The sequence below is a fragment of the Pseudidiomarina tainanensis genome, from assembly GCF_900115255.1.
In the GTDB taxonomy this organism is placed as follows: domain Bacteria; phylum Pseudomonadota; class Gammaproteobacteria; order Enterobacterales; family Alteromonadaceae; genus Pseudidiomarina; species Pseudidiomarina tainanensis.
In genome coordinates, this window is record NZ_FOYU01000004.1 from 143808 (window position 1) to 159458 (window position 15651).

14 protein-coding genes and 1 tRNA gene are annotated in these 15651 nt (G+C 46.6%); 5 read left to right on the plus strand and 10 right to left on the minus strand.

Annotated features, from left to right (window positions below; all coding sequences use genetic code 11):
• Window positions 1–105 precede the first annotated feature (105 nt).
• On the minus strand, window positions 106–1113 hold the full coding sequence (locus BM292_RS10880) for a hypothetical protein (protein ID WP_092858486.1): 1008 nt from the start codon (window positions 1111–1113) through the stop codon (window positions 106–108).
• A 103-nt stretch (window positions 1114–1216) separates the two neighbouring features.
• Between BM292_RS10880 and BM292_RS10885 the strand changes: the two genes are divergently transcribed.
• The 4 genes from BM292_RS10885 to BM292_RS10900 all read left to right on the plus strand — a co-directional run bounded on the left by BM292_RS10885 (window position 1217) and on the right by BM292_RS10900 (window position 4305).
• Complete coding sequence (locus tag BM292_RS10885) at window positions 1217–1858, plus strand: c-type cytochrome (protein WP_092858488.1); 642 nt, start codon at window positions 1217–1219, stop codon at window positions 1856–1858.
• 20 nt (window positions 1859–1878) lie between these two features.
• Window positions 1879–2880 carry a c-type cytochrome gene (locus tag BM292_RS10890; protein ID WP_092858490.1) on the plus strand — a complete coding sequence of 334 codons (1002 nt, stop codon included), beginning with the start codon at window positions 1879–1881 and terminating at the stop codon, window positions 2878–2880.
• Between the two features lie 77 nt (window positions 2881–2957).
• A complete protein-coding gene (locus BM292_RS10895; RefSeq protein ID WP_092858492.1) occupies window positions 2958–3500 on the plus strand; it encodes a DUF3750 domain-containing protein in 543 nt (180 codons plus the stop codon).
• A 148-nt stretch (window positions 3501–3648) separates the two neighbouring features.
• Window positions 3649–4305 (plus strand): LiaF domain-containing protein, encoded by a 657-nt coding sequence (locus BM292_RS10900; protein WP_092858494.1) that lies wholly within the window; start codon window positions 3649–3651, stop codon window positions 4303–4305.
• Here BM292_RS10900 and BM292_RS10905 read toward each other — a convergent pair.
• On the minus strand, window positions 4302–4523 hold the full coding sequence (locus BM292_RS10905; RefSeq protein WP_143434093.1) for a hypothetical protein: 222 nt from the start codon (window positions 4521–4523) through the stop codon (window positions 4302–4304). The genes BM292_RS10900 and BM292_RS10905 overlap by 4 nt on opposite strands.
• A gap of 107 nt (window positions 4524–4630) precedes the next feature.
• On the opposite strand from BM292_RS10905, the gene BM292_RS10910 reads away from it, so the two are divergent.
• Window positions 4631–6817 (plus strand): OsmC domain/YcaO domain-containing protein, encoded by a 2187-nt coding sequence (locus tag BM292_RS10910; protein ID WP_092858498.1) that lies wholly within the window; start codon window positions 4631–4633, stop codon window positions 6815–6817.
• Between the two features lie 54 nt (window positions 6818–6871).
• Here the strand turns inward: BM292_RS10910 and BM292_RS10915 are convergent, their stop codons facing one another.
• From BM292_RS10915 to rpsU, 8 genes are all read right to left on the minus strand, one after another.
• A complete protein-coding gene (locus BM292_RS10915) occupies window positions 6872–7789 on the minus strand; it encodes a tetratricopeptide repeat protein (RefSeq protein ID WP_143434094.1) in 918 nt (305 codons plus the stop codon).
• Window positions 7790–7899: 110 nt separating this feature from the next.
• Window positions 7900–9429: a S10 family peptidase gene (locus BM292_RS10920; RefSeq protein ID WP_245751930.1), complete on the minus strand. Its 1530-nt coding sequence runs from the start codon at window positions 9427–9429 to the stop codon at window positions 7900–7902.
• A 74-nt stretch (window positions 9430–9503) separates the two neighbouring features.
• Window positions 9504–9579 (minus strand) — tRNA-Ile (locus BM292_RS10925).
• Between the two features lie 93 nt (window positions 9580–9672).
• Window positions 9673–10467 (minus strand): amidohydrolase family protein, encoded by a 795-nt coding sequence (locus tag BM292_RS10930; RefSeq protein ID WP_092858502.1) that lies wholly within the window; start codon window positions 10465–10467, stop codon window positions 9673–9675.
• Window positions 10468–10598: 131 nt separating this feature from the next.
• Window positions 10599–12443: an RNA polymerase sigma factor RpoD gene (rpoD, locus tag BM292_RS10935; protein ID WP_092858504.1), complete on the minus strand. Its 1845-nt coding sequence runs from the start codon at window positions 12441–12443 to the stop codon at window positions 10599–10601.
• 159 nt (window positions 12444–12602) lie between these two features.
• Window positions 12603–12989 (minus strand): DUF3192 domain-containing protein, encoded by a 387-nt coding sequence (locus tag BM292_RS10940; RefSeq protein ID WP_092858506.1) that lies wholly within the window; start codon window positions 12987–12989, stop codon window positions 12603–12605.
• A gap of 165 nt (window positions 12990–13154) precedes the next feature.
• On the minus strand, window positions 13155–14906 hold the full coding sequence (gene dnaG / locus BM292_RS10945; protein WP_092858508.1) for a DNA primase: 1752 nt from the start codon (window positions 14904–14906) through the stop codon (window positions 13155–13157).
• A gap of 181 nt (window positions 14907–15087) precedes the next feature.
• Window positions 15088–15303 (minus strand): 30S ribosomal protein S21, encoded by a 216-nt coding sequence (rpsU, locus tag BM292_RS10950; RefSeq protein WP_034733010.1) that lies wholly within the window; start codon window positions 15301–15303, stop codon window positions 15088–15090.
• Window positions 15304–15651: the final 348 nt, after the last annotated feature.

Consider the following 15651-nt stretch of genomic DNA (forward strand, 5'->3'; position numbering starts at 1 on the left):
AACTGACTTTATTTCTATTAATGGCATTGCCGTTATTATTTAATTTACTCTTAGTTGCTGGAAGCTTGCTTGTCAGCAGCTAAGTAATTTCGAGTCATTGCGGCGCTAAAAATTCCACATAGTCCAAATGCCAATTTCACTCTGCTCTTGGTCAATCATCAAACTATCAACATGACTCTGTTTCGCAACCAGCGCAACAGTGAGGAAACTTGTCGCTTTCCAATCCAAGCCAACTTGAAAATAATCGCGTTTTAGCTGAGGGTTTAACCGCCGACTCGGATGCGTTAAATCATAGCGCGCAAATACCGAATAATCCGGTAGAAAGCGATTACTTGCCCAAATACTCCAACCATCGCTGGCATCTTGCTCAAGTTGACTGACTTGCGTCCAATTATCGTTGTAGGCGTATTCTATGCCGACTCGCGTGCCTTTTAATTGATAGCTCAACGCCAGGTTCCAGCGCTGTGCCGCATGGTATTTGGGCTTTTCATCTTTATCGAGAGTTCGAGTTCCCTCATACCATCCTGTGGCCAGATCGACTGCATTCGAGATATGCCAAACACCGGTCACTTCAATATCGACTTGATCGCCAACACGTGGCTTCTGGAAACCGCCACCGGTTATTACGGAAGCTGCAAACGTAACATCTTGATTATTAAAGCCGTAATGCACGCCCAGATCAGTCGGTCCGGCCAGCTTATTCTTCGGAGTAAGGCTCGGGTCAATATATCGGTAGCCTACGCGACGAGCGATATAGTCTATCCAAGGTAATTCGGCGATACCCAATTTAAACTCATTATGCTCATTCAATTGATACGCAACATACGCATGTCGAAACCAAACATCAGTCGGGTCTTGCTGGCGTTGCCACTGCACATCCGTGGTCACTTTCAACTTCCATTTATCGCTCCACTGGTGGTCAAGATTGATATAAAAGCGCTTCAGATCGGCCTGCCATCCTTCGGTTTCTGCCTGTCGGTCGTCGATTTGAAGATTGCTAAAGTTAGCAAAAACTTGACTCGATAAACTCGTCTCACTCGCGCTTGCCCAGTTAGGCATACCGCACAACAAACCGATAGCAACGAGCAGTTGTTGAGCTGAAGTTCGTTTCATTACATCTCCTTGAACTCATTTCCTTACAATTAATATGGATTATATATTAGAATGTCCTAAAATATAGGCTGCTTCGCCAATTTAATGGAAATAAGGATTCACCATGAAGCTCAATTCAGTTGTTATGATTGCAGTATGTTCGCTCTTGATTCCCTCAGCCTTCGCGGCCAGCGATGCACAACGAGGTCAGCAGTTGTCGATGCAAGGCGACGGTAGCGGCGCACCATGTTTGGCGTGTCACGGTGCCAGCGGTGAAGGTAATGCTGCTGGAGCGTTTCCGATGTTGGCGGGGCTTAACGAAGGTTATTTATTTCGCACCATGAAAGCATACCAAGACGGAACACGCATTAATCCGGTCATGAGTATGAACATTGACAATTTTTCCGAACAAGATTTACGCGATCTTGCCGCCTACTTCGCACAGCTTCCAGTGCCGCAAACAGCTGCGTCATCGGCTCCACAAGAGCTTCTAAATGCAGGTGAAAAACTTGCGACACTTGGCAATTGGGATGCTTATATTCCGCCATGCAGTAGCTGTCATGGCCCAAATAATCTGGGCGTTGATGAAAATTTTCCGCGTATAGCGGGTCAACATGCCAGTTATATTGAGCAGCAATTGAAAGCTTGGCAACAAGGGCAACGAAGCTCTGACCCAGTGCAGTTAATGGAGGCCATCGCAAAACGTCTTAGTGACGAACAAATCAAAGCAGTTGCCGCATATCTCGCCAGTCAGCCGGCGCAGTAATTAAGACAAGGAGACGACTGATGACTCATTTAACGAAATTGACCTACGCCATGGCGGCTTTATTCACTGCGAGTTTTTCTGTTGCGGTAATTGGTGCACAATCAAAAGCGCCTGAAGAAATTAAACTACCAACTCCAAAAGCTGGGCAGTATCAGCATAAGTCACCGACACTTGCCGATATTGAAAATGATAAGGACCTGCATCCGGAGTTACGTAAGGTTATTTTGAAAGGCCGTGATTTATTTATGAATACGCAACAACTGCGCGGTGAGTTTGTATTCAATGATTTGAATTGTAAATCTTGCCATATGGGTGAAGGCCGTATGGCATGGTCGGGCCCTGTATGGCCGGCTGCGACAACATTGCCAGATTTTCGTGGCAAAAACGGGCACGTTAACTCGCTTGAAGAACGTATCGCTGGCTGTTTTTCGTTTTCGATGAATGGTAAAGCGCCAGAATACGGTAGTGATACCATGTTGGCGCTCTCAGCCTATCACCAGTATATGGCGAAAGGAGCGAAGATGTACGATAAGAATATTGCTGGGCGCGGCTTTAATCATCTCGGCAATACGATGCCTAAAGCAACCACGTATGCTAATGGCGAAAAAGTATACAACGCGAATTGCGCCGTCTGTCACGGTTCTAATGGTGCGGGTAAGAAGATAGCCGGTGAAATTGTCTATCCGCCACTATGGGGAGACGGTTCATACAACTGGGGGGCAGGCATGACTCGCGTCTTTACCGCCGCCTCGTTTATTCAAAACAATATGCCATTGGGTCAACCTGGACGATTAACGGATCAAGAAGCGTGGGACGTTGCACTATTTATTAATTCGCATGAGCGACCGCAAGACCCACGCTATACCGGCGATGCTAAGGAAACACGTGAGAAATTCATAAATTTCCACAAAGCAACGATGTATGGAACTGAAGTCAACGGAAAGGTTTTGGGACAGCATGACAACACGGGTGAAAAACCGTTCTTGAAGCCGGACGTGCTAAAACCTCGCACCTTCAAGTAATCTAACTTCTCAAAGTTGACGTATGAAAAGCCTGTGATACAACTGCACAGGCTTTTTTGTTTTTATACGAGAGAATTATGTATCGAACACTTACCGCTCTACTGCTTACCACATTATTGATTGGTTGCTCATCAGCGGATTGGCGAACCGCCTCGCGCGAACCTGCAGGTATCGCGCCGAACCCGGTGACGGAAACCGAGCCGGTGATTGAGGTCTATGCCGCCGATGCATTTGGTTGGCGCGGTTGGTTCGCTGTGCACACCTGGATAGCCATAAAACCAGCGGATGCCACAGAATATACAGTATACGAGGTCGTGGGTTGGCGCATAAACCGCGATCAGCCAGCGCTTTATCATTATCAAACGACGGCACCTGATCGATATTGGTATGGTGCGAAACCAGAAAAAGTATTATCGCTTGTGGGTAGCAAAGCCGGAAAGCTGATTCCACAAATTATTGAGGCCGCGGAACGTTATCCGTGGGCAAATGAATATGAAGCCGTTCCCGGTCCCAATAGTAATACATTTCCGGCGTGGATAGGTCTCCAAGTGCCTGAGCTCGGACTTGAACTACCCTTCAGTGCTATTGGCAGTGGTTATGCGGAAAATGACCAGAATTAAGGAAAATCGACGAACTAATTGTCATTTTGAGACGGAAGGCATGACTGACTTCATTTTAATACATTGATTAATAATGGTTTATTCATATTGGCCTAGATATTGCATGATTTTTGGCTATAGTGATTAAATTAAGAACGAGGAAGCAATCATGCCAGTAAAACTTGAAGACCGTCCTATCGAGCAAGTTCGTGAAGAGACCGTCGATAAACTCATTATTAACTATAGCCACGCTATAATTTCCGCAGAGGCGTTTGAGCGCCGTCTTGATGACGCCATGGCAACGGATTCTCATCAACAATTGGTGGAGCTCGTTGAAGACTTACCATTAGAGGCAGATGCCAGTTACGACGCCAAAAAAGAGCGTTCGTTTACCCCGAATTATGGTGCTGGAGAGGAATCGCAAGACGACAAGCTTGTCAGTATTTTGGGGTCAAGCGTACGTGAGGGTCAGTGGGTTGTTCCCAAGAAAATTAATGTTGTTGATGTATTAGGGTCCACCAAAATTGATTTCACCGACGCTATTTTTCAACATCAAAATATTGAAGTAAACGTGGCTAATGTGTTGGGTAGCTTAGAGATATTTGTTCCTGAAAGCGTCAACGTGACGATTCGCATGTACGATATTGTGGGTTCATCAGAAAATAAAGCGCCTTCGATGGCAGGTCGTCAAGCACCGCAAATAACGATTACTGGTTATAGCGTGCTTGGTTCAGTCGAAGTCTCTGTAAAACAAACGATGAAAGAAAAGTTCGTCGCGTTTGCCAACAGCATGCGCGAAGCGCTAGGAATGTCTAAAAACAGCTAGTGATCGTCGATCACTTCTTGTCGTTCGCGCATGTACTCATCGTATGATTTGTTCGTGCGCTCAAGACATTCGTGATAGGGAATCCCCTGTTCTTCAACACATTCACGTAATTGCTCGCGTTGCATTTCGTGGTAAGCACCACGATACGTGCAACCCGCGAGTAAAGTTAGACTGACGCACAACGTTATCATGCCGACAGCTAATTTTGTCGTCTTCATCGCGAACATCCCTCGTTTCTCCCGCCAAAATTTGAATTCACCAAGACAATTTAACTCAAACACGAGATAATAGCCGCTGAATTTTTAATCGTGGTATAAATGAGCTCATGGAAATAAAAGTAAACTTTTTGGATAACTTGCGTCTAGAAGCCAAGTTTGACGATTTCACGGTGATAACCGACCAACCTATTCGCTATAAAGGCGACGGTTCAGCGCCCAGCCCATTCGATTATTTCCTAGCATCATCCGCGATGTGTGCGGCCTATTTCGTCAAAGTGTATTGCCTTTCGCGCAATATCCCAACGGATAACATTCGTTTATCGCAAAACAACATTGTTGATCCTGAAAACCGCTACAACCAGATTTTTAAGATTCAGGTGGAATTACCAGAAGACATTTCTGAAAAAGACCGCCAAGGGATTTTGCGTTCAATCGACCGGTGTACCGTTAAGAAAGTAGTGCAAACCGGCCCTGAATTCCAAATTGAAGTCGTTGAGAACCTCGATGAAGACGCCCAAGCCTTATTGATGGGACAACCTGAAGGTAGCTCGCTGACTTATATCGAAGGTAAAGACCTTCCACTTGAGCAAACCATTGCCAACATGACGAAAATTCTTGCTGACCTCGGCATGAAGATCGAAATTGCATCGTGGCGTAATATCGTGCCGCATGTGTGGTCTCTGCATGTACGCGATGCCGCCTCACCGATGTGTTTTACCAATGGCAAAGGCGCCACCAAAGAAGCCGCATTAGCTTCTGCGCTCGGTGAGTTTATTGAGCGACTCAACTGCAATTTCTTCTATAACGACCAGTATTTCGGAGAAGAAATTGCGCATGCTGACTTTGTTCATTATCCGAATGAAAAGTGGTTCCCGTTAACCGAGAACGATGCGATTCCGGACGGGCTGCTTGATGATTATTGTTTGGCGATTTATAACCCCGACAACGAGCTACAAGGCTCGCACTTAATCGACACCAATTCAGGGCGTATTGACCGCGGAATTTGCGCACTGCCGTTTCAGCGTCACTCCGATGGTGAGACCATTTACTTCCCGTCGAACCTGATTGAAAACTTGTATCTAAGTAACGGTATGAGTGCCGGTAATACGCTGCCTGAGGCACAAGTACAGTGTCTTTCGGAGATTTTCGAGCGCGCTGTTAAAAAGCAAATTATTGAACATGAAATTGCGTTGCCGGATGTGCCGGCTGACGTGTTAGCAAAATACCCAGATATCGTTGAAGGAATTCAGGCGCTCGAAGCGCAAGGCTATCCAATTTTAGTCAAAGACGCTTCGTTAAGTGGTCGTTTCCCTGTCGCTTGCGTGACGTTAATGAACCCGCGTACTGGTGGTGTGTTCGCTTCGTTTGGTGCGCATCCAAGCTTTCATGTGGCACTTGAGCGCAGTCTCACCGAGCTCATGCAAGGTCGCAGCTTCGAAGGCTTAAATGACTTCTTACCACCAACCTTTAATAGCATGGCGGTGACTGAACCGAATAACTTTGTTGAGCACTTCATTGACTCCTCTGGTGTGGTGTCGTGGCGTTTCTTCAGTGCACGAAGTGACTATGAATTCTGTGAGTGGGACTTCTCAGGCACCAACCAAGAAGAGGCCGAAAATCTATTCGGTATTCTTGAAGGTATGGAACTTGAAGCTTACATGGCGGTTTATTCCGAACTTGGTGCGCCGGTTTGCCGCATCCTAGTGCCCGGCTATTCTGAAGTCTATCCGATTGAGGATCTAGTTTGGGATAACACCAACAAAGCTCTCGATTATCGCGAAGATATTCTTAATTTGCACCGTCTTACGGACGAACAGCTTGAAGATTTGGTTGAGCGTTTAGAAGACAGTCAGTTGGACAACTATATTGATATCATCACGCTGATTGGCATTGAGTTCGATGAGAATACCGTATGGGGTCAATTAACGATTCTGGAGCTTAAAATACTGATTTACTTAGCGCTGGGACGGCATGAAGATGCTTATGATTTAGTTGAAGCGTTCTTGCAATATAACGACAACACGGTTGCCCGTACCTTATTCTATCGCGCGGTAAGTGCAGTGCTCGAAATTGCGTTAGACGATGAAATGGTGTTGGCAGACTACTTACCAAACTTCAAGCGCATGTTCGGTGACCAAACAATGGCTGACGTAGTGGGTGCGGTCGAAGGCTCGGTTCGCTTCCCTGGTTTAACGCCAACCAATATGCAATTAGAGGGGCTTGATCGCCACCTGCGGTTAATTGAAAGCTACAAAAAACTCCATGCTGCTCGCGCTGCAAAAGCACAAAGCTAGAAAGTTATAAGCGGTATCCGTACGGGAATTCACCAACGGATACCGCTTGATACATTAGTTACCTTGCCCACCTGAGAGCACATCCCTCAAACTGCCCTGACCTTTTTCAGGTTTATTCACGGCACAAACACTGCCGGTGTCAGCGCAACCAACGCCTTGAATACGTGAACCAATTGAGCGGTTATCAAAGTTGCCCGAAGCATCAATTTGGTCAATTAAGCGACCAAGTTGGGTACGATAATGGCTTGCATCGGCGGTAACCGTGATGCGTTCCATGCCCGCTTCTGCAGCTTGCAAACGTTTCGCCTCTTCAGTGTTATCCATACCAGCTTGCGCGAGTTGCTGATTGATTAAACGTAACTGCTTTTGTGCATCGGCATGCCCAGTGCGCGCCAGTTTGGCATACAGTGCGCCAGCAGCGGTTAGGTCTTGTTCAACCAACGTTCCAGTTTGGGTAAGCCGAGCAAGCACGTACATCGCACTCACCAATTTGGTGTCGGCCGCCGCTTGGATGAGCTTGACGCCCTCTTGTTGATTATTGGCATCGGAAGTTGCGAGCAGTTGCATACCACGCTGATACTGCGCTGGGGCGTAACCGAGATCGACTGAACGTTGCAACCATTGTTGTGCTTGCGCATCATTTTGTTCAACCACGAAGCCGCGGCTATGCCAATCTGACAACACAAACATTGCCATCGCATTACGACGGCGCGCGCCTTGTTCAATGAAGTCTTTTGCTTTCTCGAGATCTTGTTTGACACCGTCGCCACTGGCGTACGCCATCGCTACCACGGCTGCTGCATCGCCACTACCCTTACGCGCAAAACGCTCCAGCTCAGCGATATCACGCCCGCAATCACCTTGTTGGCAAATCGTCACATTCTGAGTCGCGTCGGCCTGAGCATTTGGGATTGTGCCTAGGGTAGCGAGGATACCTAAGACAACGAAAGATTTATTTAAAGAAGAAAACATTTGAGCTCTCTCAACAGCTTAATCGAGAGCTCAAATTTAGCAGTTACACCACTAGAACAACAGGTTGGCATCGTAAGCAATTGTTTCCACAGTTACATTTGCGCTTTAGCTTATTTACCAAGCTGCGAGCGAATAAACTCTCGCGTATCTTTAAGTAATGCTTGGCGTGCTGGTTCATGTACGTACATCATGTGACCACCGTGATAATAACGATAGATGATGTCATCTTTTGCGATGCCATGACGATTCAAGGTGTATTCCGCATCAAAAAATGGCGTGATGAGATCATAATAGCCAGAGCCAACCATGACTTTTAATGCCGGATTACTGCGCAGCACGGATGCTAAATCTGGTGCGGTGTTCACATAATGCGGTTCCCACGAGCGCCCTTCCGGCAACGGACTCCAACGCCATTTACCAGATAATTCAGGATCAGATGGATTCAGGTATTTCCGGTTCCAATTGATGCCTAAATCGTTACGCATGTAATGCATGAGTGAAGCTTTATAAGCCGGCGAAATCGATCGTGCTGCGTCAGCTTCTGGGCGAGCTGCCACATCATCGCGTTCATCGTTGATATAACGGCTGTCGAGTAAACCTACCGCAACACCATCGTCACGGCGTAATTCCTTCGCAAAGCGAAACGCATTAATGCGCAGATCCACTTGCTCAATGTACTCTTTACTCAAACCCGTGAAACGTTGAAGTTGGCTCACTAAACGCGCGCGCTTTTCTGCACTAAGTAAGTTACCTTGAAAGAGTGCTGGTAACAGTTCTTGTGATGCAAAATCACGACTTTGCTGAATAAAGGTTTCAAAATCACCCGAATTATCAACTTTACCGTGATACCAAGCGGTAGCCGCCATGGTTGGCACGTAGGTGATGTAAGAAATGATATTGTCATCGACATACGGCGTTGAGCCTTGATAATCGAGTGCCTGTGAAACGAACACAATACCGTTTACATTAATCACGTAATCATCGAGTAATACTTTAGCAACCGCAGCAGCTCGCGTTGTACCAAAGCTTTCGCCGAGTAAAAATACCGGCGAATTCCAGCGGTTATTCTCTGTTAACCACTCGGCAATAAACGCCGCCATTGAGTTTGCATCTTCGGTTAATCCCCAAAAATCCTCTTTCTTGCCTTTACCAATAGCGCGTGAAAACCCTGTGCCGACTGGGTCAACAAAGACCATGTCGGTAACATCTAAAATGGTTTCAGGGGCATCTTTCAAGGTGTATGGCGCCGCACCTGGATTCTCGGCATCGCTCGGCACCACGATACGCTTTGGACCATAACCGCCCATGTGCAACCAATTCGAAGATGAGCCTGGGCCGCCATTCCAGATAAACGTGACTGGGCGGTTTTGTTTACTATCGACTACATAATCGAATGAGAAAATTGCGGCTGTTGGGTCACCATCGTTGTTACGAATGTAGGTTTCGCCAGCATCTACGGTGTACGTGAGCCGAGTACCGTTAAACGTGCCTTTGTGCTCTGAACGGAAATTGGTTGGCTCTGGAACTGATTGTTCCGCTGTTTCCTGCTTGGCTTCTGCGTCTTGCGCCTGAGTAGTGGCTGGCAACAGCAATGCGGTGAAAAGAGATAAGCAAACTAAGTAGTTATTTAATGGTTTCACGTTGTTACTTCCTATCTGGTTGATATCCGCAGATTACCACAAATAAGAATTACAAAACCACGTGGGATGATAAATGGTGGCCCCTCCCAGATTTGAACTGGGGACCAACCGATTATGAGTCGGCTGCTCTAACCACTGAGCTAAGGGGCCATTACAGGTAGGACGTTATTCCCGTGGGAATAACAAAGCGGGCGCAAGTATATGAAATTTCGACCCGCTTGTCATGACCCCGATTGGGGTTTTTTAAAGGTTTATATGATAGAAATCCGCGGCGTTGCCGGCGAACACTTTATCAATGGCTTTGTCGTCGCCAAGCGCTTCGCACACGGTTTCAATATCACGCACATTGAACGGACGCTCAGCTCGTGTTGATGGTAAGTCCGTGCCAAACATCAAGCTTTCTGGATTGATGGCGTAAATGGCTTTCACAGCTTTGCCGACATCCACTTCGGTACGTCCGAAGCCTGATGCTTTTATGTGAACACCATTCTCAGCGAGCTTTTGAATTTGTGATAAACCAGAACGCGCCATCCCTAAATGGTCAACCGACACTTTGGGAAGCTTCAGTAACTTCGGAATCACCTCGTCGAGCTCACGGCTATCCACGTAAATTTCTAGATGCCAGCCAGCTAAGTCCCAAATACGCTGACCGAAATCGACTAAGTTATCGAGACCACTAACTACTCGGCGTTTTAAGTTCACGCGAATTCCGCGAATGCGATGATCTCGTAATTTAAGAATTTCTTCATCGGAGACGCTACTCGGCAAGTTGGTGATGCCAACAAACTGGTCGCCCATATCTGCTAGAGCAGACTTTAAATAGCTCTGATCGAACCCTTGCACAGAGCCCGACACAATCACCCCACCACGGATATTAAAATCCTTGGTGCGATGGCGATAATCTTCAATGGAAAATGGTGCCGGCAAGAAGCCTTGGTTCTCTATTAACGGAAATGAATCGTTATAGATATGAAAGTGCGCATCGATAATTCGACGCGGTTGCTGGAATTCGGTGTTGTTCTGATCAACTGCGATCATATTTCATCCTTTTCAGCGAAGTTAGCCGGCATTTTAACAAATTTCGCGCTAAAAATAAAAAAGCCCTAACCACAAGGGCTAGAGCTTCTTAAGACGTTTTTTACGTGAATTCGTTCAGATTAAATCTGAGCTTATTCGTCCAAGAACGATTTCAACTGCTCAGAACGACTTGGATGACGCAGCTTACGCAAAGCCTTGGCTTCAATCTGACGAATCCGTTCACGGGTTACGTCGAACTGTTTACCAACTTCTTCCAATGTATGGTCGGTATTCATATCGATACCAAAGCGCATACGCAGTACTTTCGCTTCACGCTGGGTCAAGCCACCTAACACTTCGCGAACTGCGTTGCGTAGGCTTTCAGACGTTGCTGAGTCCACCGGTAGATCCAATGTGGTGTCCTCAATGAAGTCGCCAAGATGCGAATCTTCATCGTCACCAATTGGTGTCTCCATTGAAATCGGTTCTTTCGCAATTTTTAGAACCTTACGGATCTTGTCTTCCGGCATCACCATACGCTCGGCCAACTCTTCTGGTGTCGGTTCACGACCCATTTCCTGAAGCATTTGACGCGAAATACGGTTCAACTTGTTGATCGTTTCGATCATGTGAACCGGAATACGAATGGTACGAGCCTGGTCAGCAATTGAACGCGTAATCGCCTGACGAATCCACCAAGTTGCATAAGTTGAGAACTTATAACCACGACGGTATTCGAACTTGTCCACGGCTTTCATCAAACCAATGTTACCTTCTTGAATTAAATCCAAGAACTGTAAACCACGGTTGGTATATTTTTTCGCGATGGAGATAACCAAACGCAAGTTCGCTTCAACCATCTCTTTTTTCGCACGGCGAGCTTTCGCTTCACCAATCGACATACGACGGTTGATATCTTTCACTTTAGCGATGGTTAGGCCAGTTTCCACTTCCACTTCGGCGAGCTTGTGGATACAGCGCTCTAACTCAACCTGAAGCGTTGATAATGACTCAGAGTACGCTTCACCATCGTCAATGGCTTTCGCTAACCAAGCGGTGCTGTTTTCGTTACCAGCGAACGCTTTCATGAATGCGCGCTTCGGCATACCAGCCTGCTCAACACACATCTTCATGATCAGACGTTCTTGCACACGTACACGATGCATCATGTCGCGCATGTCTTTCACTAAGCGATCAAACTGCTTCGGTACTAGACGGAATTGCTTGAAGAGTTCGCTCAACGCTTCGATTTCTTTACGCGCTTTGGCGTTGTCACGACCATGCTTGCTTATCGCAGCACGCGTTTTCTCGTATTGGTCACGGAGTTCTCCAAACTTTTGACGCGCAAATTCAGGATCGATGCCGCTATCTGAGCTGTCATCATCACTATCATCGTCGTCATCATCAGCGTCGTCATCTTCATCATCGAGTTGATCGTCGCTGAGTTCAGAACCAATGTGAGTTGCCACAACAGGCGCTTCATCAACTTCATTCGGGTCAATGAAACCAGAAATGATGTCGGTTAAACGCATTTCTTCGGCTTCACATGAATCCCACTGATCCAGTAAGAAGTTGATGGCTTCAGGATATTCCGCAACCGAACATTGAACTTGGTTAATACCATCTTCAATGCGTTTTGCGATGTCGATCTCGCCTTCACGAGTTAACAATTCAACTGTGCCCATTTCACGCATGTACATGCGCACAGGGTCTGTGGTGCGACCCAACTCACCATCTACGCTTGCTAATGCTTGCGCGGCGGCTTCAGCTGCGTCTTCATCAGCGGTATCTTCGCTCATCATCAATTCATCGGCATCGGGTGCGTTTTCAAACACCTGAATACCCATGTCATTGATCATGCCGATGATGTCTTCGATTTGATCCGAATCAACGATCTCAGAAGGTAGGTGATCGTTCACTTCAGAAAAAGTGAGATAACCTTGCTCCTTACCTTTGGCAATAAGAAGCCTGAGCTGTGATTGACGACTCTGCTGCATACAGATCTACCACCTGTTATTAATGAGAAATGTAACCGGTCTTAAACTTACGGCGACTCAAATAGGTACGAATATGTACTCTAATTAGATGAGTGCGTGAGGTATAAAATTCAAGACCGGAAATTGTAGCAGATACTGTCGTTTTCAGCCAGAATTTAATCAGTTATTCTGAGGAATCCGTGACAACGCGAATTCGCCTGTGCCAATTAAATTGCCATTTGCAAAGACAACCGGCGTACATTCATCACGGGTCGTATTACCATCGGCGTGAACGCGCTGAGTGCGATAATAAAGTACGCGATAACGTACGTTATCGACGGTCCACAAATCTGAAAATTCAGGCGTGCCCAATTCATTTTGCACGGTTTCAACGGTCATGCCGTCAGTGAATGATGCGATTGCAGCGCGATTGCTGGCTTCTTTTTTGCTGACGCTATCACTCGTGCTGTAATTTTCGCCGTCGCCGTTGACGGCAATCACACAACCTTGTAATCCAGCAGACAAGATAACAACAGCACCGATCATGGCTAATTTTGGGAACTTCATGTTTTACTCCTAATTGTTATTCGAATTTGATTTATGTTTTGTACACAAGAGGTTATGCAAGACTAATGCCATAATTCTACTGCGTTGTTTTGATTGGGTTTTTAACGATTTGATGAGTTTACGCGATAGCGGAAACTACTAATTTGTGGCAATTTCTAACGGCTATTAGCGCTTTTCACGATCTTTCAGATATTGCAACAAGGTGAGATATTCTTGCTTTTCCGATTTGCTCAATGGCGCAGTACGTTCCTTTTCGAGCAGTTCATTGGCTCGTTGTTCAACAAACAAATCAATGAAGTAAGCGAAGATATCGAAGAATTCGTGGACTGCTTTTTCGGCATCAAGATGATGCTCCCAAAGCGCCAATTGACGCAGAGCCTTCTCTTCCGGCTCTCCTCGCCATAACTCTAATATTTGAGCTGAGGTTAACGATTGTGCATGCGTCTGCTCATGCAGCTTCAACAACAAATCGATACCGGGTTGCTTCAATGCTTTTAACTCTGCATGTAGCGGAATCTCGCGGCCAATTTCGGGATGTTGAACTAATAACCCAATGGCTCGGCGCATCGGTGTCATTTTGAGCGTCGAACGCTCGGGCTTCGCGCGTTCTGGGGCTTTAATTTGTGCTTCGAGTTGCGAGGTTTCACGGCGCAGCAACCGTGCTAAGCGTTCCATCAAAGTTTCACGATAGAAGTCACTGGCAATCCGTTCAATGAGCGGTTTGGCTTGCTTCAGCAGTAATGACTTTCCAGCATCCGATTGAACATCAATGGTTTCGGTTAAATGTGCGAAAAAATAATCGGTGAAACTTTGCGCTTGCTGCAAACGGCGGGCGAATTCGTCAGCACCCTCTTTGCGTACCAAGGTATCTGGATCTTCGCCGTCGGGAAGAAACAAGAAGCTCAACTCAATGCCGTCATTAAGCAGTGGCAAGGCATTTTCTAAGGCTCGCCAGGCGGCGTCTCTGCCGGCGCGATCGCCATCGTAACAACACACGACTTTACGTGTGGCGCGAAACAGCATCTGTAATTGTTCGGTCGTGGTTGCAGTGCCAAGCGATGCGACAGCAAAGCTGATGCCAGCTTGTGCTAATGCGACCACGTCCATGTAGCCCTCAACGATAACGACCTGTTCCAGCTCGCGATTGGCCTGCCGAGCTTCATAGAAACCATAAAGCTCACGGCCTTTATGAAAAATTCTGGTTTCCGGCGAGTTTAAATACTTCGGGCCATCGCCCTCGAGTATACGTCCACCAAAACCGACAACACGGCCACGTCTATCGCGAATCGGAAACATCACGCGGTCGCGGAAGAAGTCATAAAGGCGACCCTGATCATTCTGATTAACTAGCTTCAGATCAACTAATTGCTGTTTTGATCGTTGATCTGATCCTAACGCACTGAGTAAACCATCCCAGCCATCTGGCGCATAGCCAATTTGAAATTGCTTGACGATATCGCCGCTGAGTCCGCGCCCTTTGAGGTATTCGATGACACGGCTTGAGTTAGTATGGTGGCGGAGTTGATGAGCAAAAAACTTCGAGGCCCGCTCCATTTGTTCATAGTCACTTGATTCTTGTGCCCGCTTACGGGCATCAGCGACAGGATTACTTGACGTTTCTCTCGGTACTTCAAGCCCAAGCATATGCGCGAGTTCTTCAACGGCTTCAGGAAACTCAAGCCCATCGAATTTCATTAAAAAATCAAGCGCATTGCCATGCTCACCGCAACCGAAGCAATGATAAAACTGCTTGTCAGGCGCCACCGTAAAACTTGGTGACTTTTCATTATGAAATGGGCAGCAGGCTTGGTAGTTACGACCAGCCTTTTTCAGCGGAACTCGGCTATCGACAATCTCTACAACATCAGCACGTTCAATGAGATCGTGAATAAAGCTCTTTGGAATTAAACCTGCCATGGTCTGCCTGTGTTGCGTGATGGTGAAATTGCGAAGCTAGAATTGTACTCGCTGTTGGAATTGGTGCAACCCAGATATGAAAAAGCCGGACTGAGTCAAACTCATTCCGGCTCTTCGAGGTCTGTGCTGTAGTGAAACGCAAGTGGCGTTATCGCTACGTTACCAGTGACACACCAGTTACTTAGTACAGACGAGTGCGACGTGCATTTTCACGCGACAATTTTTTCGCGTGACGCTTAACCGCAGCTGCTTTTTTGCGCTTACGCTCAGAAGTTGGCTTCTCGTAGAATTCACGACGACGAACTTCTGATAATACACCTGCTTTCTCGCAAGAGCGCTTAAAGCGACGCAAAGCTACGTCAAACGGCTCGTTTTCTTTTACTTTAACAACTGGCATTAAAATCTCACCTCAATGAAAATTCTGTTGTTGAATTGGTTGAATCAACTGTGGATTTGTAAAACTGGTTAATAAATAACCACCACGATTAAATTTGGTGCTGAATTGTAGCGAGTTCAGATCCTGATGTAAAGCCCAAGATCAATTTAAATCGGAATGTATTGAGAGGTGGAAGCACCGCCGCTATGAGACAGGCTGAACAGGCTCACATTGGGGTGCGGCAGCACTTCCAATAGCGTTATGAACCACCTTAACGGGTCAGTTCGATTTAATTTTCGCACAACTATGCGACGAAAACTGACGTTGTACTTAAGTATTTTCTAAAATAATTTAAAAATCATGCAGTTC